The sequence below is a fragment of the Aliisedimentitalea sp. MJ-SS2 genome (genome assembly GCF_032586155.1).
In the GTDB taxonomy this organism is placed as follows: domain Bacteria; phylum Pseudomonadota; class Alphaproteobacteria; order Rhodobacterales; family Rhodobacteraceae; genus JAWHTC01.
In genome coordinates this window covers 359,940-382,738 of sequence record NZ_JAWHTC010000001.1, presented here as the reverse complement: position 1 = coordinate 382,738, position 22,799 = coordinate 359,940, and the positions used below count along the sequence as shown (strand labels likewise).

Annotated in this window: 22 protein-coding genes; 18 read left to right on the top strand and 4 right to left on the bottom strand. The window is 61.7% G+C overall.

What is annotated here, in order from left to right; translation table 11 throughout:
- Together RXV86_RS01830 and RXV86_RS01825 are read right to left on the bottom strand one after the other, a co-directional pair.
- The gene (locus tag RXV86_RS01830; RefSeq protein ID WP_316297093.1) at nucleotides 1-786 is read right to left on the bottom strand and encodes a LuxR C-terminal-related transcriptional regulator; all 786 of its coding nucleotides are present in this window, start codon (nucleotides 784-786) and stop codon (nucleotides 1-3) included.
- Nucleotides 787-977: 191 nt separating this feature from the next.
- A complete protein-coding gene (locus RXV86_RS01825) occupies nucleotides 978-2,399 on the bottom strand; it encodes a metallopeptidase TldD-related protein (protein WP_316297092.1) in 1,422 nt (473 codons plus the stop codon).
- 195 nt (nucleotides 2,400-2,594) lie between these two features.
- On the opposite strand from RXV86_RS01825, the gene coxB reads away from it, so the two are divergent.
- The 12 genes from coxB (at nucleotide 2,595) to dprA (ending at nucleotide 14,148) form a co-directional block, all read left to right on the top strand.
- Nucleotides 2,595-3,506, top strand: coding sequence for a cytochrome c oxidase subunit II (coxB, locus tag RXV86_RS01820; protein ID WP_316297091.1), 912 nt, complete (start codon nucleotides 2,595-2,597; stop codon nucleotides 3,504-3,506).
- Nucleotides 3,507-3,562: 56 nt separating this feature from the next.
- Nucleotides 3,563-4,501 (top strand): heme o synthase, encoded by a 939-nt coding sequence (gene cyoE, locus RXV86_RS01815; RefSeq protein ID WP_316297090.1) that lies wholly within the window; start codon nucleotides 3,563-3,565, stop codon nucleotides 4,499-4,501.
- Between the two features lies 1 nt (nucleotide 4,502).
- Entirely contained in the window at nucleotides 4,503-4,673 is a 171-nt protein-coding gene (locus RXV86_RS01810) for a hypothetical protein (RefSeq protein WP_316297089.1), read from the top strand.
- On the top strand, nucleotides 4,673-5,266 hold the full coding sequence (locus RXV86_RS01805; protein WP_316297088.1) for a cytochrome c oxidase assembly protein: 594 nt from the start codon (nucleotides 4,673-4,675) through the stop codon (nucleotides 5,264-5,266). The genes RXV86_RS01810 and RXV86_RS01805 overlap by 1 nt, the downstream gene beginning before the upstream one ends.
- A gap of 2 nt (nucleotides 5,267-5,268) precedes the next feature.
- Nucleotides 5,269-6,069: a cytochrome c oxidase subunit 3 gene (locus RXV86_RS01800; protein ID WP_316297087.1), complete on the top strand. Its 801-nt coding sequence runs from the start codon at nucleotides 5,269-5,271 to the stop codon at nucleotides 6,067-6,069.
- 396 nt (nucleotides 6,070-6,465) lie between these two features.
- Nucleotides 6,466-7,140 (top strand): SURF1 family protein, encoded by a 675-nt coding sequence (locus tag RXV86_RS01795; RefSeq protein ID WP_316297086.1) that lies wholly within the window; start codon nucleotides 6,466-6,468, stop codon nucleotides 7,138-7,140.
- An 11-nt stretch (nucleotides 7,141-7,151) separates the two neighbouring features.
- Nucleotides 7,152-8,537, top strand: a complete 1,386-nt coding sequence (thrC, locus tag RXV86_RS01790; protein ID WP_316297085.1) for a threonine synthase — start codon at nucleotides 7,152-7,154, stop codon at nucleotides 8,535-8,537.
- Nucleotides 8,534-9,796: a pitrilysin family protein gene (locus RXV86_RS01785; protein ID WP_316297084.1), complete on the top strand. Its 1,263-nt coding sequence runs from the start codon at nucleotides 8,534-8,536 to the stop codon at nucleotides 9,794-9,796. The genes thrC and RXV86_RS01785 overlap by 4 nt, the downstream gene beginning before the upstream one ends.
- Complete coding sequence (locus RXV86_RS01780; protein ID WP_316297083.1) at nucleotides 9,796-10,383, top strand: GNAT family protein; 588 nt, start codon at nucleotides 9,796-9,798, stop codon at nucleotides 10,381-10,383. The genes RXV86_RS01785 and RXV86_RS01780 overlap by 1 nt, the downstream gene beginning before the upstream one ends.
- Before the next feature lie 125 nt (nucleotides 10,384-10,508).
- Complete coding sequence (locus RXV86_RS01775; protein WP_316297082.1) at nucleotides 10,509-11,327, top strand: MBL fold metallo-hydrolase; 819 nt, start codon at nucleotides 10,509-10,511, stop codon at nucleotides 11,325-11,327.
- A 112-nt stretch (nucleotides 11,328-11,439) separates the two neighbouring features.
- Nucleotides 11,440-12,858, top strand: coding sequence for an FAD-binding oxidoreductase (locus RXV86_RS01770; protein ID WP_316297081.1), 1,419 nt, complete (start codon nucleotides 11,440-11,442; stop codon nucleotides 12,856-12,858).
- Nucleotides 12,859-12,954: 96 nt separating this feature from the next.
- Nucleotides 12,955-14,148, top strand: coding sequence for a DNA-processing protein DprA (dprA, locus tag RXV86_RS01765; protein ID WP_316297080.1), 1,194 nt, complete (start codon nucleotides 12,955-12,957; stop codon nucleotides 14,146-14,148).
- 67 nt (nucleotides 14,149-14,215) lie between these two features.
- On the opposite strand, the gene RXV86_RS01760 is transcribed toward dprA, so the two are convergent.
- Complete coding sequence (locus tag RXV86_RS01760; protein WP_316297079.1) at nucleotides 14,216-14,674, bottom strand: hypothetical protein; 459 nt, start codon at nucleotides 14,672-14,674, stop codon at nucleotides 14,216-14,218.
- A gap of 134 nt (nucleotides 14,675-14,808) precedes the next feature.
- Here RXV86_RS01760 and topA point away from each other — a divergent pair, with 134 nt between their 5' ends.
- The gene (gene topA, locus RXV86_RS01755; protein WP_316297078.1) at nucleotides 14,809-17,355 is read left to right on the top strand and encodes a type I DNA topoisomerase; all 2,547 of its coding nucleotides are present in this window, start codon (nucleotides 14,809-14,811) and stop codon (nucleotides 17,353-17,355) included.
- An 88-nt stretch (nucleotides 17,356-17,443) separates the two neighbouring features.
- Here topA and RXV86_RS01750 read toward each other — a convergent pair whose 3' ends face one another.
- Complete coding sequence (locus RXV86_RS01750) at nucleotides 17,444-18,001, bottom strand: AAA family ATPase (protein WP_316297077.1); 558 nt, start codon at nucleotides 17,999-18,001, stop codon at nucleotides 17,444-17,446.
- Nucleotides 18,002-18,164: 163 nt separating this feature from the next.
- On the opposite strand from RXV86_RS01750, the gene RXV86_RS01745 reads away from it, so the two are divergent.
- The 5 genes from RXV86_RS01745 (at nucleotide 18,165) to RXV86_RS01725 (ending at nucleotide 22,785) form a co-directional block, all read left to right on the top strand.
- Nucleotides 18,165-18,869 (top strand): CoA transferase subunit A, encoded by a 705-nt coding sequence (locus RXV86_RS01745; RefSeq protein WP_316297076.1) that lies wholly within the window; start codon nucleotides 18,165-18,167, stop codon nucleotides 18,867-18,869.
- Entirely contained in the window at nucleotides 18,869-19,495 is a 627-nt protein-coding gene (locus RXV86_RS01740; RefSeq protein ID WP_316297075.1) for a CoA transferase subunit B, read from the top strand. Before RXV86_RS01745 ends, RXV86_RS01740 begins: the two co-directional genes overlap by 1 nt.
- 255 nt (nucleotides 19,496-19,750) lie before the next feature.
- Nucleotides 19,751-20,743 carry a lysylphosphatidylglycerol synthase transmembrane domain-containing protein gene (locus RXV86_RS01735; protein ID WP_316297074.1) on the top strand — a complete coding sequence of 331 codons (993 nt, stop codon included), beginning with the start codon at nucleotides 19,751-19,753 and terminating at the stop codon, nucleotides 20,741-20,743.
- Entirely contained in the window at nucleotides 20,743-22,044 is a 1,302-nt protein-coding gene (locus RXV86_RS01730; protein ID WP_316297073.1) for an FAD-binding oxidoreductase, read from the top strand. The genes RXV86_RS01735 and RXV86_RS01730 overlap by 1 nt, the downstream gene beginning before the upstream one ends.
- 3 nt (nucleotides 22,045-22,047) lie before the next feature.
- Complete coding sequence (locus RXV86_RS01725) at nucleotides 22,048-22,785, top strand: SDR family oxidoreductase (protein ID WP_316297072.1); 738 nt, start codon at nucleotides 22,048-22,050, stop codon at nucleotides 22,783-22,785.
- Nucleotides 22,786-22,799 lie beyond the last annotated feature (14 nt).

Sequence of the window (22,799 nt, the reverse complement as noted above, 5' to 3'; positions counted from 1 at the left end):
CTACCGGTCCTCGGGCGCGCCCTTGGCCTTGATTAAAAAGAGCTGGTTCAACGCCGCCGCCTTCAGCACCGCCTCGGCGGTGGTTCCCACATTCAATGCCTGCCGGGTCTGGCGCAGGTGTTTCTCCACCGTCCCCAGGCTCAGGTCCAGAATCTCGGCAATATCACGCACGGTCTTGCCGTCCGCGGTCCACTCCAGGATTTCGACCTGCCGTGCGGTCAGGCGCTTGCGATCGTCCGGCGGCGGCAGGCTGAGCAGCTTCAGATGCGCGATCTGAACCAGCGCGTGGATCTCGTCGCCCGCATGCGCCCAGACGGCATCGACATCTTCTTGGGACAATCCGCTCCGCGCGCACATGCCAAGAACGCTTTTGCTGCGTGAATTGTGCGCCGGAAACCAGATCGTGTAGCCGCTGGTCACATCATGCGCCCTGGTCAACTCAAGATGGCGCTGCTCGGCCTCGGTCAATTCGGCGTCGCTGTCGCGCCTGCGGGTTTCACGCCAACTGTATGCGCCCGCCTTCCCACCCGGCGGCCGGTGCACTTTTGCTGTACTCTTGTAGAGGTCCTCGCCAACAAATCGGTCGACAATCTCGCGGTGATGGTTGGTCAGCAACAGCCAGTCAACTTTGCTGCCCCAGCTGTCTTGGGTCCCCAACTGCGTCGACACGTAAAACAGCCGATCAAACCCATACCCGCCCACTACATCCAGCAAAGCATTCCACAAACCTTCAACCGACACCGAGTCCAGGATCCTGTGGATGTGGTCAAGCGGACCGACTTTCAAAAGCTCCTCCTGTCACCCTGCCTGCCCGTTCGGGCGGCAACAATTTTTTCGTTAAACTTTTGTTTTCCTAATCATCACAAGCGCGGACCGGGATCTTCATCTCCGTTAAACTACACTGAACCCGCATCCAAAACTGTGACGCTGCGGAACCGAAAAATCGCGGCATGCCGATCCGCTTGCGAAGGAGGCTGTCACACGGCCGCGCCGCCGACGGTTAACCCGCCGATCAACGTCGTCGGCTGGCCCACGCCCACCGGCACCCATTGGCCCGCCTTGCCGCAATTGCCCATACCGGGGTCCAGCGCCATGTCATTGCCAAGACCCCGGATATTGTTCAGTGCCGTAGCCCCGTCGCCGATCAGCGTCGCGCCCTTCACTGGCGCGCCGACTTTGCCATCCTTGACGCGGTAGGCCTCGGTGCAGGAAAACACGAACTTGCCATTGGTGATATCCACCTGCCCGCCACCAAAACCCACGGCCCAGATGCCATCCTTCATCGACGACACCAGATCGCCCGGATCGCTGTCACCACCCATCATGTAAGTGTTGGTCATCCGCGGCATCGGCGGATGGGCGAAGCTCTCACGCCGCCCGTTGCCGGTGGGCTCGACCCCCATCAGCCGCGCATTCTGCCGGTCCTGCATGAACCCCACCAGGATACCATCCTCGATAAGCGTGGTCTTCGAACTCGGCGTGCCCTCGTCATCAAAGCTGATCGACCCGCGCCGATCCGGGATTGTTCCATCATCCAGAACCGTCACGCCGGGCGAAGCGATCCGCTCCCCCATCAACCCGGCAAAGGCGGAACTGCCCTTTCGATTGAAATCCCCTTCCAGCCCGTGACCAATGGCCTCGTGCAACAGGATACCCGGCCAGCCCGGCCCAAGAACAACGTCCATCACACCCGCTGGGGCGGGTTCGGCCTCAAGGTTCACCAGCGCGATCCGCAATGCCTCTTTCGCCTTGGCCTGCCAATCGCTCGGGTCCAACAGCCCGGTAAGTGCTACGCGTCCGCCGCCCCCGGCGCTGCCGCTCTCGCGGCGGCCGTTCTCTTCGACGATCACGCTGACATTGACCCGTGTCATCGGGCGTACATCCCGCAGATGCTGCCCATCAGGGCGCAGGATTTCCACCTCCTGGCAGGACGCCGCAATCGTGGCCGCGACCTGCACCACCCGGCTGTCCAAACCGCGCATATATGCGTCGATCTCGCGCAACGTCTCGATCTTGACCGGGAACGCGGCGTCGCTGATCGGATCGGCATCCGCGTATAACCGGCGATTGGTTGGCACTGGCCCATCGGCCAGCATGCCGCCGCCCTCGCCCACCGCAAGCCGCGCCGTATCCACCGCGCGGGCCAGGGCAGCCTCGGAAATCTCGGTCGAATGGGCGTATCCGGCGACCTCGCCCATCACCGCTCGCAACCCGAATCCCTCGGACGCGTCATAGCTTGCCGTTTTCACTTTTCCATCGTCGAAAACCAGCGCCTCACCGCGGCGACGCTCCAGAAAAATCTCGCCATCCTCGGCGCCGTCGGTGGCGCGACGCAACAGGGCAAGGGACTTCTCAAGATCAAGCGCCTGTTCGAAGGGCCGGAAAGATGTGTCTGACATTAGGGTTTCTTCCTGTCTTCCATGCGTCGTAAATTTGATCTATGTCAAAAAAGCGTCTGTTTGCCGCGGGCGGGATTCTTGTTTCTCAAGTGAGGATATGGTTTCTATGCGCGGGAAAACAACGGGTATTTCGCGCCTCGCGCGCAAGGCCCGCGACACAAGAATGATGAACACGAAAACCGATCAGGGTGACATATGCGACTTTTCACTTCCTTCCTGACCCTTCTGGCCTCGCTGGCCGCTGCTCCGGCCTTCGCCCAGAATGCTCTGGAAACCCTCGGCAAGCCGGTTGATGGGAAACTCAACTTTCAACCGCCGGCGACGGAATTGATGCGCGACATCATTTTTCTCGACAACCTGCTGCTCTGGATCATCACTGCGATCTGTATCTTCGTATTCGCTCTGATCGGGATCGTGATCGTGCGTTACAACCGCCGCGCCAACCCGACCCCCAAAAGCTTTACCCACAACACCCCGATCGAGATTTTGTGGACCATCGGTCCAATCGTGATCCTGGTGTTCATCGGTGCGTTCTCGCTGCCGGTTCTGTTCAAGCAACAGATCATCCCCGAGGGCGAAGTCAACATCAAGGTCACCGGCCACCAGTGGTACTGGACCTACGAATATACCGACACCGAAAACAACTTCGAGTTCGACAGCTACATGATCGGCAACCCGTCGAGCCTTGATGAAAGCGTGCGCCCGGCCGATGCCGACGTCACTCCTTTCGTCCTGGATGACGCCATGCGCGCCAAGCTGGTCGACGCGGGCTTCAACGATGACGAATTCCTGCTCGCCACCGACACCTCGGTCGTGGTGCCTGTTGGTAAAACCGTGGTCATGACCGTGACCGCCGATGACGTGATCCACTCCTGGACCATCCCCGCCTTCGGTGTAAAACAAGACGCGGTTCCCGGCCGCCTGGCCCAGCTGTGGTTCAACGTCGAAAAGGAAGGCGTGTATTTCGGCCAATGTTCCGAGCTCTGCGGTAAGGACCACGCCTATATGCCGATCACCGTCAAAGCGGTCAGCCAGGAAGCCTACGACAAATGGCTCGCCCAGGTCACCGAGACCGAAGAGTATGTCGACGTTCTGGCTCTGAACTGATCCGGACCTCAGGGGCCCTGCCACGCGGGGCCCCGAACAAGACTTAGGGCGACCAAATGACCGACACTTCGATCCAGACACAGGTACAGCAGGGCGACGCTGGCTTTAGCGATTTTTTCGCGTTGCTGAAGCCGCGTGTCATGTCGCTTGTCGTCTTCACCGCGTTGGTTGGCCTGCTCGCTGCACCGGTGCCGGTACACCCGTTCATCGGCTTCACCGCGATCCTGTTCATTGCACTGGGCGGCGGCGCCTCAGGCGCGCTCAATATGTGGTGGGATGCCGATATCGACCGGATCATGAAGCGCACCCAGTCGCGCCCGATCCCTGCGGGCCGTGTGACTGAGGGCGAGGCCATGGGCTTTGGCGCTTTCCTGTCGGTGTTGTCGGTAACCATGCTGTGGCTGGCGACCAACTGGGTTGCCGCCGCGATCCTGGGTTTCACCATCTTCTTCTATGTCGTCGTCTACACCATGTGGCTGAAACGCTCGACACCGCAGAACATCGTCATCGGCGGTGCGGCCGGGGCCTTCCCCCCGATGATCGGTTGGGCCGTGGCCACCGGCGGGGTATCCGTCGAATCCGTGCTGATGTTCACCCTGATCTTCATGTGGACCCCGCCGCATTTCTGGGCCTTGGCGCTGTTCATGAAGGCCGACTATCACGAGGCCAAGGTGCCGATGCTGACCGTGACCCACGGCCGCAAGGCAACCCGCAGCCATATACTCGTCTACACCATTCTACTGGCCCCGATCGCGCTTGGCATTGCCGCCACCTCGATCGGCGGACCGATCTATCTCGCCGTCTCGCTCATCCTGAACGCCTTGTTCCTCAAGGGCGCCGTCGACATCTGGCGTCGCGACGAAACAACGGCCGAATCCGACAGTTACCGCACCGAGAAAAAGGTCTTCGGTCTGTCGCTGCTCTACCTCTTCGGCCATTTCTGCGCGATCCTGCTGGAATCGGGATTGCGGGCCTACGGCGTGGGAGGCTGGTAAGATGGCGCTGAAGGTAGAACATGAAATGCATCGACGCCGCCTTGGCCGTAATGTCGGCCTGGGGTTGGTGCTAATCGCCTTTGTCGCCCTGGTCTTCGGCCTGACCCTGGTGAAAACCAAGCGTGGCGATTTCAACACTGTCCCCCCCTCGCAGGCGGAGGGCAGCAACTGATGGCGATGGACCCGAAGAAAAAGACCGTCGTACAAACCGTCAGCGTCGTGCTGGTGATGGGTGCGCTGGCCTGGGCTTCAGTGCCATTCTACGATTGGTTTTGTCGTGTCACCGGCTTTGGCGGCGTGACCCAGGTGGCCGATCAGGGCAGCGACAAGATTCTCGACCGCACCATTAAGGTCCGTTTCGATGCCAGCCAGGCCAAGGGTTTTGGCTGGGAGTTCCGCCCCTCGCAGAAACAGATGGAAATCCGCATCGGTGAGACCGGTCTGGCCTTCTACGAGGCCTATAACCCCACCGACAAACCCATCGCCGGACAGGCCAGCTACAACGTCACGCCTTATGAGGCCGGCGGCTTCTTCACCAAGGTCGACTGCTTCTGCTTCACCGAACAGGTGCTCGAGCCGGGCGAGCGCATCGACATGCCGGTCAGCTTCTACATCGATCCCGAAATGGTCGAGGATCGCGATGCGAAATACGTTCACACGATCACGCTGAGCTACACGTTCTACGAGATCGATATGCCCGAGGCGGAAACCGCCCGGGCGGACCAGAAAACCAACAAGATCAACCAAGCCTCCAACGAGGGATAAATATGGCGCACGAAAAAAATCACGACTACCACATTCTGAACCCCTCTATCTGGCCGCTTCTGGGCGCGATGGCCGGGTTCACCCTGCTTTTTGGCTCGGTGCTCTACTTCCACGACATCACCGCCTGGGTGATGATCGTCGGCTTTCTCATGGTGTTCTACGTCATGTATGGCTGGTGGGCCGAGGTCGTCCATGAAAGCAAAATCGGCGATCATACGCCTGTGGTGAAGATCGGCCTGCGCTATGGCGTGGTGCTGTTCATCATCTCCGAGGTGATGTTCTTCTCGGCCTGGTTCTGGACCTTCTTCAAACATGCCATGTACCCGATGGGCCCGGAAAGCCCGCTGGTCGACGGCCAATGGCCGCCCGCGGGGATCGAGACGTTTGACCCCTGGCACCTGCCGCTGATCAACACCCTGATCCTGCTGTGCTCGGGCATGGCGGCCACTTGGGCGCACCACGCCATTGCGCATGAAAACAACCGCTCGGACATGAAATGGGGGCTGATCATCGCCGTGGCACTGGGTGTTCTGTTCACCGTGTTCCAGGCCTATGAGTACAGCCACGCCTCGTTTGGCTTTGCCGGAAATATCTACGGTGCGTCCTTCTTCATGGCCACTGGCTTCCACGGCTTCCACGTGATCGTCGGCACCATCTTCCTTTTGGTCTGCCTCTTGCGCCTGAATGCCGGCCACTTCACCCCGGAAAGCCATGTCGGCTTCGAGGCCGCTGCATGGTACTGGCACTTCGTAGATGTGGTCTGGCTGTTCCTGTTTGCCGCCGTCTACATCTGGGGCGGCTGAGGCCAACACTTCCAAGAAACGCGCGAACACAGGAAGCGCCCTGCAGACCAGCGGGGCGCTTCTTTTTTTCGAGGTGTTGCGCCGCCCTGCGAGGGACCGCGCTTCGCCAGGCGAGCTGTCACGATTTGAGTGCTTTTCAAAAAGGGAGACCATGAAACATGGTTCTCTTTCTTGGACCAAATACTCTTCGCGTAGCGTCCTTCAGCCAGGCGCAACATATTGGCATCAAATGAAGCGCGAGCCCCCGGCGCAGCGGGGTGGGCTGGTGCAACGCCACCACACACGCAACACCGGCATGGGTGGGAGCTGGGCCGGGGGCGGGTTTGCCTCTTGCACAGGGGATCGGTTCACGCCTAAACCGGGCTCTGCCAATCTGCCTCCATCCGGACCCGACCCTTGCACCGAAACCTGCCCTTCCTGATCTTTTCCGTCCTCGTGCTGGTCGTGCTTATTTCGCTGGGCAACTGGCAGGTGCGACGCATGGGCGAAAAGCAGACCTATCTTACCCAGATCGAGGCCACCATCGGAGCCGCCCCGGTCACACTGCCTGCCGCGCCCGATCCCGACAAACACCGTTTTCTTGCGATCACCGCAACGGGGCAGTTTACAGGGCCGGAAATCCACGTCCTGGTCTCGACCCGTGACTTTGGCGCCGGATATCGCATCATTCAGGCCTTCGAGACTGACGGTCGCAAACTCCTGGTAGACCGCGGCTTTATCCGCCTGACCGACAAGGACTACCCCCGCCCCGCATCCGAGGTCCAGCTGACCGGCAATCTCTACTGGCCGGATGAAACCGACAGCTACACGCCGGACAACGATCTGGGTGCCAATATCTGGTACGCCCGCGACGTGCCCCCGCTGGCCGCGCATCTGGGTACCGAAGAGACGATGATTATCGCCCGCACCACCACGCCCGATGATCCCCGGATCACCCCTCTGCCGACCGACAGCGCCAGCATTCCCAACCGACATCTGGAATACGTACTCACCTGGTATGGTCTCGCCCTGACCTGGGTGGTAATGAGCCTCTACTTCCTTCGTCGCAGACGCGCGACGACACGTTCGTGAAAGACTGAACCATGCGATACATCTCGACCCGCGGCACAGCCCCCGCGCTCAATTTCGAAGACACGATGCTGACCGGGCTGGCCCGCGACGGTGGCCTCTACCTGCCCGAGACCATACCGACATTCAGCCGCGAAGAGATCGCCGCGCTAAATGGCCAGTCTTACGAGGAATGTGCTTTTCGCATCATGCGTCCCTTCGTCGGCGACACGTTCACTGATGCCGAGTTCCGCGGGTTGATCGACAAGGCCTATGTCGGTTTCGGTCACGAGGCCCGCGCGCCGCTGGTGCAGCTGGCACCCAACCATTTCCTGCTCGAGCTGTTCCACGGGCCGACGCTGGCTTTCAAGGATTTCGCCATGCAGCTGATCGGCCAGCTGTTCCAGGCCGCTTTGGAACGCAACGGCAAGCGCGTCACCATCGTTGGTGCCACTTCGGGCGATACCGGAAGCGCCGCCATCGAGGCCTTCAAGGGCCTCGACAATGTCGACGTGTTCATCCTCTTCCCGCATGGCCGGGTCAGTGACGTACAGCGCCGCCAGATGACCACGCCATCCGAGGCCAATGTCCACGCCCTGTCGCTCACCGGTGATTTTGACGATTGCCAGGCGCGGGTCAAAGACATGTTCAACCATTTCGAATTCCGCGACGCTGTCGGCCTTGCCGGGGTCAACTCGATCAACTTTGCCCGGGTGCTGGCGCAGGTCGTCTATTACTTCACCTCTGCCGTGAGCCTCGGCGCGCCCGACCGCAAGGTTTCGTTCACCGTCCCGACCGGAAATTTCGGCGACATCTTTGCCGGTTATCTGGCCAAGCGCATGGGACTGCCCATCGACCGGCTGGTGGTGGCGACGAACCAGAACGACATCCTGCACCGTTGCCTTTCGACCTCAGATTACAAACCCGACGGCGTTACCCCCTCGATCAGCCCATCGATGGACATCCAGGTCAGCTCGAATTTCGAACGCGCCCTGTTTGAGGCCTACGGGCGCGACGGCACCGCCGTGGCCCAGCTGATGGACGAACTCAAGGCTGGTGGGTTCAGCGTCTCCCAAGGCGCGCTACAGGCCCTGCGGGAAGAATATGACAGCGGCCGCTGTTCCGAGGAGGAAACCTCTGCCACCATCACCCAGATGTCCGCGTCAACCGGCGAGCTGCTCTGCCCCCACTCAGCCGTGGGCGTCAAGGTGGCCGAAGAACAACGCGACACGGCCACTCCGATGATCACGCTGGCCACTGCCCACCCGGCCAAATTCCCGGCAGCAGTGGAAGCGGCCACCGGCGTCCATCCGCCCTTGCCCCCACGCATGGCGGACCTGTTTGACCGGGACGAGCGTGTGACCCGCGTCGAAAACGACCTGGCCCAGATCGAGGCCCTGATCCAGGAGCGCCGTCGTTGAGTCAACAAATCACGACCCTGCCCAACGGGTTTCGCGTTGTAACCGAGCATATGCCCGGCCTGCAATCGGCCAGTGTCGGCATCTGGGTAACCGCCGGTGGACGCAACGAGCGCCCCGAACAGAACGGCATCGCCCATTTCCTTGAACACATGGCCTTCAAGGGCACCGAAAAGCGCACAACGCTCGAAATTGCCGAAGCGATCGAAGACGTCGGCGGCTATATCAACGCCTATACCAGCCGCGAAACCACCGCCTATTACGCTCGCGTGTTGGGAGCCGATGTGGGTCTTGCCATCGACGTGATCGGCGACATCCTTTTGAACCCGGTTTTCGCCGAGGACGAGATCGAGGTCGAACGCGGTGTGATCCTGCAAGAGATCGGTCAGGCGCTGGATACGCCCGATGACGTGATCTTCGACTGGTTGCAGGAACGCGCCTATCCCGAACAGGCACTGGGCCGCACCATTCTTGGCCCGCCCGAACAGGTGCGCGGCTTTGGCCAACACGATTTCAAGGCCTTCGTTGGAGAACATTACGGCCCGGGCCAGATGATTCTGGCCGCCGCTGGGGCCGTGGATCACGACACAATCGTCAAACAGGCCGAAGCCCTGTTCGGAGGCATGACCCCGCTCAGCCCCGCAACACCTGAACCCGCCCGCTTTGCTGGGGGTGAAACGCGGCAGGAAAAAACGCTGGAACAGGCGCATTTTGCCCTGGCCTTCGAAGCGCCCAATTACCGCAACCCAGACATCTATACCGCACAGGTCTATTCCAACGCGCTTGGCGGTGGCATGTCCTCGCGTCTGTTTCAGGAAGTGCGCGAGAAACGCGGCCTCTGCTACACGATCTTTGCCCAAACCGGCGCCTATTCCGATACCGGCATGATCACCATTTATGCTGGCACCTCGGGCGAACAACTTCCCGAACTTGCCGGTATCACAGTTGACGAGATGCGCCGCGCTGCTGACGACATGTCCGAGGCCGAGGTGGACCGCGCCCGCGCTCAGATGAAAGCCGGACTGCTGATGGGACTGGAAAGCCCGTCGAACCGGGCTGAACGTCTGGCGCGGATGATGCAGATCTGGGGCCGCATCCCGTCGCTTGATGAGGTTGTCGCCCGCATCGACGCCGTAGACCGTACCGCCGTACGTGACTTTGCCGGATCGCTGGTGGCCGAGGCCGGTGCGGCGCTGGCACTTTACGGACCGGTGGGCAATGCTCCGACGCTGGAGGCGCTCAATCAAAGGCGTGCCGCCTGATGCTCTACCGCGCACGCAGGAAAATCCGGATCGAAACCGAACGCCTGACCCTGCGCGCGCCCATCCACGCCGATTTCCACCCCTGGACTGCGCTTAGGCGCGCCAGCGAAGAGTTCCTGACCCCGTGGGAACCCGCCTGGGCCGACGATCACCTCAGCCGCCGGGCATTTACCAACCGCGTCTACTGGGCCCAGCGCTCGATTGGCTCGGGCAGCGCCCTGCCGCTGTTCATGATCCGCCGCTCTGACGAAACCCTCGTTGGCGCGATCACCCTCGACAACATCCGCCGCGGCCCGGCCCAGGCTGGTACGCTGGGCTATTGGGTTGGTGAAAGTTTTGCCCGGCAGGGCTACATGCGTGAGGCGATCGAAGCGATGGTACACCACGCCTTCCACCAATTGGACCTGAGCCGGATCGAAGCCGCCTGCCTACCCGAAAACACGGCCTCTCGCGGGCTCTTGGAGAAATCCGGTTTCAAATACGAAGGCGTGGCGCAAAGCTATCTGCAGATCGACGGGCGTTGGCGTACACATGTGCTCTATGCCGCCTTGCGCAGCGACCGGCGCGGGCGAACGGACGTCGGCTGAACCCGCTCTTCCATTCTGACGGGCGGCCGTACGATTGCCCCGCTCCCGTAGGGTTCGCATTCATGCGCACCTCCCCGAGGACCGCTTCGCACTCTCTGTAGACAAACGCGTGTTATGATCACGCCATGTTGCGATTCCTTCTGCCCCTGCTACTGCTCCTGGCACCGCCAGCACACGCTCAAACCGGCCCCAGCCAGTGCATCGCCATCGCCGACGCAGCCCCCGGACTGCAATACCTGCACAAGGCCAGCTTCCGCGATCCCCTGCCCGATCACACCGTCCGGATCAGTTACATCGCCCATGCCTCGTTCCTGATCCAGACCCCGGATGGGGTCAGCGCAGTAACCGACTACACCGGCTTCATCGGCACAACCGGATTGGTCCCCGACATCGTCACCATGAACCACGCCCATGATACCCATTGGACGCCGGTTCCCGACCCCGCCATTCGCTTCGTCCTGCAGGGCTGGGGTGAAACACCGGGCACCGCCGCGCGACACCGGTTACAACTGAATGACCTGCTTCTGCGCAATATCCCCACCGACATCCGCAGCTTTGACGGGATCGAACCCGCTGGCAACTCGATCTTCGTGTTCGAAGTCGCCGGGCTTTGCATTGGCCATCTGGGTCACCTGCACCATGAACCCACCGAGGCCCAATACGCCGCCCTCGGCAGGCTCGACGTGGTCATGGCGGCCGTGGATGGTGGCATGACCCTAGACCTGCCCACGATGATCAAAGTGTTGAAACGGCTGAAATCTTCGACGGTGATCCCGATGCATTGGTTCGAAGGCTGGACGCTGGATGCATTCCTCACCGGCATGGCGGACGAGTTCGCCATCATCGACAATGGCGCCACCAGCCTGACCGTCTCGCTTCGCACCTTGCCCCGACACCCAACCGTGCATGTGCTGCGCCCTCGTTTTCTGCGCGACCCGGAATGACCATAAATCCGGGCGCCCGCAGACGGCGTCGGGTTTTGAGCGTTTGGGTCAAGACAGAAACAGGCGCGAATTGCCCCGTCGACAGCGGGCTTGAGGATGCTATGTCTTGGACATGACCCTGAACCCCGTCGATACCACCTTCATCGAGATTCTGCGCGCCGCCCTGCCCGACGCGGCCCTGCGGCCGGTTGAGCCCCGTTACCTGGAAGAGCCCCGTGGCAAATGGCACGGCCAGGCCGGGATCGTCGTGGCGCCCACCAACGTGCAAGATGTTGCAACCGCGATCCGCGCGGCTAATGCCGCCCGTGTGCCGGTTCTGCCTTATGGCGGCGGCACAGGCCTCGTCGGCGCCCAGGTCATGCCCAACGGCCCGACCCCGATGATCCTTTCGCTGGAACGGATGAATGCCATTCGCGCAGTCTATCCCGAAGAAAACGTACTCGTGGCCGAAGCAGGCGCCATTCTGCAGGACATTCACGAAGCCGCCGAAGCGCATAATCGCCTATTCCCGCTGACCATCGCCGCCAAGGGTTCGGCCCGGATCGGCGGCAACCTCTCGACCAATGCGGGCGGCGTCAACGTGCTGCGCTATGGCAATGCCCGCGATCTCTGTCTCGGGATCGAGGCAGTCCTGCCCGATGGCAGCACATATCACGGGCTGACACGGCTCAGGAAAGACAACACGGGTTACGACCTGCGCAACTTGCTCATTGGGGCCGAAGGCACGCTGGGGGTGATCACCGCCGCCGCGCTGAAGCTTTCACCCACCCCCGGCGACAGCGGCACCGCGCTTCTGATCGTCGACAGCCCCCGCGCCGCGCTGGACCTGCTGGCCATGGCGCGCGACCAGGTTGGCGAAGCCGTCAGCGCGTTTGAGCTGATCGACGGGACCGGTTTTAATTTCCTGGCCGAGAAACTGCCTGACATCCGCCGCCCGTTTGACCCCGCACCGCAATGGATGGCCTTGATCGAATTGGGGCTCTCGGGCGGTCTCAGAGCACAGGATGCGCTTGAACGGCTGTTTGAAACCGGGCTCGAAGCCGGGCTGGTCAGTGACGGCATCGTCGCCCAGTCCGAAGCTCAGCGCGACAACCTGTGGGAAATCCGCGAGCAGATTCCCGAGGCCAACCGGCTCGTCGGCTCGATCTCCAGCCACGACGTGTCGCTGCCTCTGAGCGAGATCAGCCATTTCATCATCCGCGCCGGACAGGAGCTGGCCAGACTGGGCGATTTCCGGATCAACTGCTTCGGTCACCTGGGAGACGGCAATCTGCATTATAACGTCTTCCCCCTGCCCGGCAAAACCCGTGCCGATTTCCCCGGCCTCGGGCCACGCGTGCAGGAGTTGGTGCATGACATCGTGGTCGAAATGGGCGGCTCGTTCTCTGCCGAACACGGCGTTGGGCGGCTCAAGTCAAGCGATCTGGAACGCTATGGCGACCCGGCCCGGCTGGCGGCAATGCGGGCGATCAAGATGGCGCTCGACCCCCAAGGGATAATGAATCCGGGCGCTGTTCTGCGCCAGGAATAGGGCCTAGGAGAATCTTTTTTAGGGTTTCTCGCTATGGTTTACGGGCCGTTAATCATTTGCGCGCTAAACATGATTTCGTAAGCAGGCGGAGTCACGATGGCGCAAGAGTTTCACTCTTCCACTCACCCCCCACTCCCACCCACCACGGAAGATGAACAGCTGTCGTGGCTCCGCTTATTGCGTTCTCGACGGGTGGGGATTTCCACATTCTATCGGCTTATGGCCGATCATGGCAGCGCGAATGCGGCGCTTGCGGCCCTGCCTGACATCGCCACGGCCGCCGGGGTCCAATCCTACGCCGTTTGGAGCGAAGAGGCCGCCTTGGGTGAACTGCGCGCAGGCCGCAAAGCCGGAGCCCGGTTGGTCGCGATCGGCACGCCGGACTATCCCATGGCGCTGGCCGATCTGGACGATGCGCCGCCACTCCTGTGGGTCAAAGGGCAGACCCAAATCCTGTCACGCCCGGTGATTGCCATGGTCGGCGCCCGCAATGCCTCGTCTCTCGGCACCCGCATGGCGCGTGGGCTGGCGCAGGACCTGGCCGAGCGCGGCTTTGTCATCGTCTCGGGGCTGGCGCGCGGGGTAGATACCGCCGCCCACAAGTCCACGGTCACGAGCGGCACCATTGCGGTTATGGCTGGCGGGGTCGACGTGATCTACCCGTCCGAGAATACCGCATTGGCGGCCGAGATCGAAAAAAACGGTCTGCGGATTTCGGAACAACCCATCGGCGTGACGCCCCAGGCAAGGCATTTCCCCCACCGCAACCGGCTGATCTCCGGTCTGGCCCGCGCGGTCGTGGTGATCGAGGCGGCGGCAAAGTCCGGCTCGCTGATCACCGCGAAAAACGCTCTGGACCAGGGCCGCGAGGTGCTGGCCGTGCCCGGCCATCCCTTCGATGCGCGGGCCTCGGGTTGCAACATGCTGATCCGCGACGGTGCACGGCTGGTGCGCAACGCCGATGACGTGATTGAGGCCTTGGGTCCCATATCCAACCCCACTCAGAGCCAACAGTGCCTGGCTCTGGAGCCAACACCCCCTCCGGTCCCGTCAGCCGACACCCATTCACCGTCACCAAAAAAACGGACTTTGCGCGAAACGGCCGCGCTGCACAAACAAATCCTCGATCGTCTCGGCCCCTCGCCCATCGCCGAGGACCAGTTGATTCGCGACCTGCACAGCCCAGCGCATGCCGTCGCACCAGTCCTTCTGGATTTGGAACTCGACGGACAGATCACACGTCAATCTGGTGGCATGTTGAGCCTTGCGCCGGAGGCGAAACGCGGCTGAACCCGGCACGGAACGACCGACCACCGCCTCTGTGAAGTCGCGAAAACCTCATGAAAATGCCTTGGCGTTAGCCTGCGCAAACCTCGGGAATGACCGCGAAATAGTCCGGGCAATAAATCGTATCGGTAAACCAAGCATCCAGTGCTCCGATCTCCCAATGCACCGCCACCCACATTTTGCCTTCGCGACGATAGAGCACCTGGAAGGTCGCCCCGTCCATGCTGTGCGGATCAAGATCGCCGCGCTCCACGCCCGGTGTTTCCCACAGGTTGATCTCGGACCCGTCGGGCCGTCGCGCTTCCACAACCGCAAAGGCCACGTCAAAGGGCAATCCCAAATCTTTCTTCGTGGCGACCCGCAATTCGGAAATCACGAACAGTGCTGGCGCGCCCAACAGCCATTCCGCGTGCGGTCGCAACGCATCCATCAGCGCCTGTCGCATCTCTGAGCCACGCTTTGGTTCGAAGTAATCGGCACGCACGACGCTGGCGAACAAGACCAGCCCCAGAATGATTATTCGTCTCATGCCCTTGTTCCTTTGCTCAAATGCGTGCCAATTTCCCTAAACACATCCTGCAAAATCACGGCGCATTGACAATCCCCCCTGTCCCGAACCATGTTCCGCCGCCATAAGAGGCCGTTCGAGTCGGAAGGAATTTCATGCCCGTAGTTGTTGTCGAATCCCCAGCCAAGGCAAAAACCATCAACAAATACCTTGGCAAGGATTACACCGTGCTGGCCTCCTATGGCCACGTGCGAGACCTGCCCCCCAAGGATGGTTCGGTAGATACCGAGCATGAATTTGACATGAAATGGGAGGTCGGCAACGATTCGCGCAAACACGTGAAAGCCATCGCCGACGCATTGAAGGACGATCAGAACCTCATTCTCGCAACCGACCCCGACCGCGAGGGCGAGGCGATCAGCTGGCATTTGGAAGAGGCCCTGCGCAAACGCCGCGCCCTGAAAAAAGACACGCCGGTTTCCCGCGTCGTGTTCAACGCCATCACCAAATCGGCGGTGACCGAGGCGATGCAGAACCCGCGCGAGATCGACCAGCCGCTGGTCGACGCCTATCTCGCCCGTCGGGCACTTGATTATCTTGTCGGCTTCAACCTTTCACCGGTGCTCTGGCGCAAATTGCCCGGCGCGCGTTCCGCAGGTCGGGTGCAATCCGTCTGCCTGCGCCTGATCGTCGAGCGCGAAATGGAAATCGAAGCTTTCAACCCGCGTGAATACTGGTCGGTCAAGGCTCTGCTCGGAACGCCGCGCGGTAAACAATACGAGGCCCGGCTGACCACGCTGGCCGGTAAAAAACTCGACAAATACAGCATCGAGAACGAAACCCAGGCCGAGCTGGCGGTGCAGGCGATCGAAAGCCGCGACCTCACCGTGCAATCGGTCGAGGCCAAACCGGCCGCCCGCAACCCCTCCCCGCCCTTCATGACCTCGACACTGCAGCAAGAGGCCAGCCGCAAGTTCGGCATGGGCGCGCGTCAATGCATGTCCACCGCCCAGCGTCTCTATGAGGCCGGGCACATCACCTATATGCGGACCGACGGCATCGACATGGCCCCAGAGGCAGTCAGCGCCGCCCGTGACGCTATCGGCGCACGCTATGGCACCGAATACGTGCCCTCCTCCCCGCGCATCTACAAGAACAAGGCCAAGAACGCTCAGGAAGCGCACGAGTGTATCCGCCCCACCAACATGGAAGCCGATGCAGCCTCGCTTAAACTCAGCGAACCCGATCAGCGCAAACTCTATGACCTGATCTGGAAACGCACCCTCGCCTGCCAGATGGAAAGCGCCCGGATGGAGCGCACCACGGTCGATGTGGGCAGCTCAGACGGCCAGGTCGCCCTGCGCGCCACCGGCCAGGTGGTGCTGTTTGACGGCTTCCTCAAGGTCTATGAGGAAGGCCGCGATGATCAGGTTGTCGATGATGACGACAAGCGCCTGCCACAAGTGATGGAAGGCGAGAGCGCCTCGAAACACGGCGTCACGCCGGAGCAGCATTTCACTCAGCCGCCGCCGCGCTATACCGAGGCAACTCTGGTCAAACGCATGGAAGAGCTCGGCATCGGCCGCCCCTCGACCTATGCCAGCGTGATCACCACGATCCAGGACCGCGAATATGTCCGCAAGGACAAGAACCGCCTCTTCCCAGAAGACAAGGGCCGCATCGTCACGATCTTCCTGCTGAACTTCTTCCGCAAATATGTTGGCTACGAATTCACCGCCAACCTCGAAGAAGAACTTGATGACGTCAGCGCCGGCAACCGCAACTACAAGAACGTGCTGAACCGCTTCTGGCAGGATTTCTCGGCGGCGATTGCCGAAACCTCTGAGCTACGAATCACTGAAGTTCTCAACGTTCTCGACGAGGCGCTCAGCGATCAGCTCTACCCGCCGCGCGAAGACGGGTCCGATCCGCGCATCTGCCCGAAATGCGGCGAGGGGCGTCTGCACTTGAAAACCTCGCGCACAGGCGGCTTTGTCGGCTGCGGCAACTACCCCGAATGCACCTATACCCGCCCCATTGCCGGCGAAGGCGCCGAGGGCGACGAACGTGTGCTGGGCGAGGACGCTGGCGACGAGATCTGGCTCAAATCCGGTCGGTTCGGGCCTTACGTCCAGCGTGGTGAACCCACGCCCGAGAACAAGAAACCACCGCGGGCCTCGCTGCCCAAGGGCTGGAACAAGGACGATATGGACCTCGAAAAGGCTCTTGTGCTCCTGTCCCTGCCGCGCCAGATCGGCGACCACCCCGAGGGCGGCTTGATCTCCTCGAACTTTGGCCGTTTCGGGCCATACGTCATGCACCAGCTGCCGGACGAGGCGAAACCGGTCTATGCCAACCTCAAGGACCCGGCGGACGTGTTCGAGATCGGTATGAACCGCGCGGTCGAACTGCTGGCCGAGAAACGCGCCAACCCGGGCCGCCGTGGCAGCCGTGCCGCCGCCAAACCGCTCAAGGAGTTGGGTGAACATCCAGAAAGCGGCGGACCGGTCAACGTGATGGACGGGCGCTACGGGCCGTATGTAAAGCATGAAAAGGTCAACGCCACCCTTCCCAAGGATGTCAAACCCGAAGACATGACCATGGACATGGCCGTGGCCCTGATTGCCGAGAAGGCGGCCAAGAAAGGCGGCACGCGTAAGAAGGCGACACCGAAAAAGAAGGCTCCGGCCAAGAAGACGTAAAGCAGGATTGCCAATCCCCGCGCGGAGTCATGGGCGTCTGCCCGCCGCGCGATCACCTGCCCGTCCCGTCGGGCTGGTGATAACCCGTCTATGCTTGCCGCCCCACCAACCCCGCCACGCTTTCCAGCAACACCCGCAACTGCGCGATCTCTTCGTCCGCGTCGCCATTGTTGTTGACCACGATCACCGGCCGGTTGAACTCTTGGAACGTCTTGCGAAACCCTTGGTACATTGCCACCGGATCGTCCAGCACATGGCCCTTGCGTACGGTCGACGACAAGCGTTCCAGGATCACCTCGTCATCGGCCCGCACCCAGACGATCAGGAACGAGCCGTAGAGCCGCTCTGCCGCCTGATAAAGCCGCTGGCGCAGGTCGCGCCGGTGCAGGGTTTCGTCCACAACGACATGGTCGTGCCGCTCCCGCATCATCTCCAGGTCGGCGATTACCTGTTCGAACACCTTCACCCGCGTCGCGTCGGAAAACGGGATACCTTCTGCCATGTTGCGCTCGAAATCCGGGTCGGCCTCGAAAAACCGCCGTTTGGTGTCATCCGCGTCGTAATAATGACACCCGAACTCACCCGCGATCCTGCGGGCAATGGTCGATTTGCCGGCCCCGATCAGGCCACCAACAAAAATGATCATGACAATGCGCCCCTTGTTTCTCCTGTTCGCAATTGTCCCGTTCGCAGGACCAGACTAACCCGATCACAGCCATCCTGACTACGTAGAACTGCGTAGGCACCGCTTGTTGACTCCGCTGCGTCAGGGCGTCACATACGGTCCCGACACCGAAAGGGAGTTTTCCATGAAAAAAGTCTATTCTTCCGCAGCCGAGGCGCTTGATGGCCTGCTGCATGACAACATGCTGATCGCCGCCGGCGGTTTCGGCCTCTGCGGCATCCCAGAGCTTCTGCTGAATGCGATTAAGGACAGTGGCGTCAAGGACCTGACCTTTGCGTCCAACAATGCGGGCGTCGACGATTTCGGCATCGGCATCCTGCTGCAGACCCGCCAGGTCAAGAAGATGATCAGCTCCTATGTCGGTGAAAATGCCGAGTTTATGCGCCAGTACCTCTCGGGCGAGCTGGAACTGGAATTCAACCCCCAGGGCACGCTTGCCGAGCGCATGCGCGCCGCCGGTCACGGCATCCCCGGCTTCTACACCAGGACCGGCGTTGGCACCGTGATCGCCGATGGCAAGGAAGTGAAAGAGTTCAACGGCGAAGACTACATCCTCGAAGAGGGCCTCTTTGCAGATCTCTCGATCGTCAAGGCGTGGAAAGCGGATGAAACCGGCAACGCGATCTTCCGCAAGACCGCCCGCAACTTCAACCCGCCTGCCGCGATGTGCGGCCGCATCTGCGTGATGGAAGTCGAAGAGATCGTGCCGACCGGCTCGCTCGACCCCGATGCCATCCACCTGCCGGGCATCTACGTGCACCGCATCGTACAGGGTACACACGAAAAACGCATCGAGCAGCGCACCGTTCGCCAGAAGGAGACCGCATAATGGCTTGGGATCGTAACCAGATGGCGGCCCGCGCCGCACAGGAACTCGAAGACGGCATGTATGTGAACCTCGGCATCGGCATCCCGACGCTGGTCTCGAACTACATCCCAGAAGGCGTGCATGTGACGCTGCAATCGGAAAACGGCATGCTGGGCATGGGCCCTTTCCCTTACGCGGGTGAAGAGGATGCCGACCTGATCAACGCCGGCAAGCAGACCATCACCGAACTGCCCCAGACCGCCTATTTTGACAGCGCCACAAGCTTTGGCATGATCCGTGGCGGCAAGATCGCCATGGCGATCCTCGGCGCGATGGAAGTCGACGAGAAGGGCGATCTCGCCAACTGGATGATCCCCGGCAAGCTGGTCAAGGGCATGGGCGGCGCGATGGACCTCGTCGCCGGTGTCGGCCGTGTGATCGTCGTGATGGACCACTGCAACAAGCACGGCGAGACCAAGGTCTTGAAGGAATGCACCCTGCCGCTCACCGGCAAGGGTGTGGTCGACATGATCATCACCGACATGTGCGTCTTCGAGGTCGAACACAAAGGCCTGCACATCGTCGAACTCGCCCCCGGCGTGACCCGCGAAGAGGTCATCGCCAAGACCGAGGCGACTATCGTCTGAGCCTACCCGCGACAGATTTCACAAGGGCCGCTGTCAGGCGGCCCTTTTCTGTTGGAGGGTGTACCGGGCCCTTCTTCCTTTTGCCTCAAATATCCCGGGGGGTCTGGGGGGCAGCGCCCCCCGGCCGGTCGGATTGGCGCAGCCAATTCGAAACCCAATAACAACGCACCTCATCCACCCGGGATTTTTTGTTTCCGCTCCCGCAACAAATCCATATTCTTGCCCCAATCTGTCTCTAGATAGACGGCAATGAGCATGAGCAGTACAAACCAGCGCCCCCTTGCCCCGCGCAAGCTCCGCGATCTCGCCCTTCTGGGCGGGCTTTTCGTGTTGGTCATCGGCGGGCTCATCAGCCTTGCCGCCGCCACAGGTTGGGAAGAAACCATGGCACAGCTGGCCAAGCTCGGCGCGCTGCAAATCGCCATCCTGCTGGTGCTCTCCCTCGTCAACTATCTCTTCCGCGCCCTGCGTTGGCATATCTTCGCCTCTCGCCTCGGCCTGTCCCTGACCCTCGCGCAGAACATCCGCCACTTCCTTGGCGGCTTTGCCATGTCCGTCACCCCGGGCCGGGTGGGCGAGTTGATCCGCATGCGCTGGATTGCGCGCGAAACCGGTTGGGCGTTCGAGCGGACCGCGCCGCTTGTCTTGATCGACCGTGCCTCGGACCTTGCCGCCATGGGCCTGATCCTCGGCATCGCGCTCTCGCTGGCGGCCGGGGGCGTTGCGCTAGCCGCCCCTGTCGCCGCACTGGCCATCGCCGCCAGCATCATTGTTACCCGCCCCGCCCTTCTGGCGGGTCTTGCCACCCAATTCTACCGCCGCACCGGCCTGTTGCCGCGCCTGATGACCCGCATCCGCCGCGCCGCCACATCCCTGCGCGCCTTTTCCCACCCCCAGACGCTCGGCTTTGCCGCTCTCTTGGGCCTGATCGGCTGGCTGGCCGAAGGCTATGCCTTCCACCTTCTCTTGTGCTGGTTCGGTGCCGATATCGGCTTCTGGAAGGCGGTGATGATCTTTGTCTTCTCCACCCTCGCAGGTGGCCTGACCGGGGCTCCCGGCGGTGTCGGCGGGGCCGAAGCAGCCATGGTCGCCCTGCTCTACATGGAAGGCATCCCGCCCGAGGTCGCAGTACCGGCCACGGCCGTGATCCGCCTCACCACCTTGTGGTTCGCCATTCTCATCGGCCTGGCCATCTTTCCCCACGCCGAAGCCAAATCGACCCAAATCCATCAAAAGGGGGCGCTGTGATGCGCTGGAAATCCGACACCTATTCCGGCTGGGGCCGTGCCCTGAAGGCGGATGGCGATCTTGCCCGACCTGAACGTATCTCGGCACTGAAGGGCCTGCCCCCGACCCCCGCGTTTGGGGCACGCCGCTCCTATGGCGATGCCTGCCTGAACTCCGATGGCCGCGCCATCGACATGACAAGGCTCGACCGCATCCTCTCTTTCGATCCGGAAACCGGCCTTGTCGAGGCCGAGGCCGGCATCTCTATTGGTGAACTGGTGCGCCTGTTCGCACCGGCTGGCTGGATCCCCACCGTCATGCCCGGCACCGGCTTTGCCACCGTTGGCGGCGCCATCGCCATGGATGTGCATGGCAAGAACCACCACCGCGACGGCGCCTTCGGTGATCACATCACCGCCATTCGCCTCATCCATCAGGGCAAAGCCAAGACCATCACCCCCGACAGGAACAAATCACTTTTCAACGCAACCCGTGGCGGATTGGGCCAAACCGGCCTGATCGTTTCGGCCACCATCCAGATGGCACCGATCTCGGGCCAGGCGATGAAGGTTCGTGAAAGCCGCGCCGGCGATCTCGAGGAACACCTCGCCTTGCTCGATGCTTCCGATGCCCACTATACCGTCGGCTGGATCGACGCCACGGCGCGCGGCTCGGAGCTGGGACGCGGAATTGTTGAAGAGGCCGAACACAGCCTCGACACGCCGCCCAAACTGGGCCGGGCCAAATCCGTTCCGGTTGATGCCCCGCGCTTTGCCCTGTCCAAACCCGTCGTTAAGGCGTTCAACACCCGCTACTTCAAGCGCATCCCAGAAGAGGGCCGCACGCGCACCCGCACGCTCCAGGATTTCTTCTTCCCGCTCGACCGGGTGCTCGATTGGAACCGCCTCTATGGCAAGCGCGGCTTCCACCAGTTCCAATGTGTGCTGCCGATGGACCAAACCGACACCCTGCACAGTATGATCGAGGCCATTGCCGGATCGGGCCTTGCCTCCCCATTGGCCGTGCTCAAACGGCTAGGCCCCGAGGGTGCCGGCTTCCTCTCCTTCCCGACCGAGGGCTACACGCTGGCCGTCGACTTTCCCAACCGCGACAAGGCTCAGGGCCTGATCCGCGACCTCGGTGAACAGACGGCGGCCGCCGACGGGCGCATCTACCTCGCCAAGGATTCTCTCGCCGACGGCGCCACCATCCGGGCAATGTATCCCGAGCTCGGCAAATGGCAGGCTGAGGCCGCCAAAGCCGACCCGGACCGTCAACTTGAAACCGACCTTATCCGCCGCCTGAACCTGAGGAGCGCGTAAGACATGCAAGAGACCTGGATCATCCTCGGTGCCACCTCGTCCATGGCCCGCGCCCTGTCGCGCGCGCTGTCCGAACAGGGCCACGCGCTTTTGCTCGCTGGTCGTGACATGGAAGACATGAAACGTCTCGCCGCTGATTGCACCGCCCGCGGCGCCGCCTCGGCCGAGGCCGTGGCGTTTGATGCCCGTAAGCCGGCAACATTCACACCTCTAATTGAAACGCTCTCAGATCAGCCCGGCATGCTGAACGCCGCGGTCTTCGTCGGCTCCATGCCCGAGCAAGAGACGATCGACTCCGACCCGTCGCTGATCGACGGCACTGTGACCGACAGCTTCACTGGCCCGGCGCGGTTCCTGCAAATGATGGCGCCCCTGATGGAGGAGCGCGGCGGCGGGACAATCGTTGGGGTGGGCTCGGTGGCCGGGGATCGCGGCCGCCTCGGCAACTATGTCTATGGCGCTGCCAAGGCCGGATTCCACACCTATCTGTCGGGGCTCAGGAACCGCCTGACCCGCTCGGGTGGCCACGTCGTCACCGTGAAACCGGGCTTTGTCGACACAGCAATGACCTGGGGGATCGAAGGCATGTTCCTTGTCGCCCCGCCGGAAAAGGTGGCCTCGGACATCCTCCGCGCCGTGGAGAAGCGCAAGAATGTGATCTACACGCCGTTCTTCTGGCGCTACATCATGCTCATCATCCGCTCCATTCCGGAGCCGATTTTCAAGAAGCTCTCGATCTGACACAGGTCATTCGG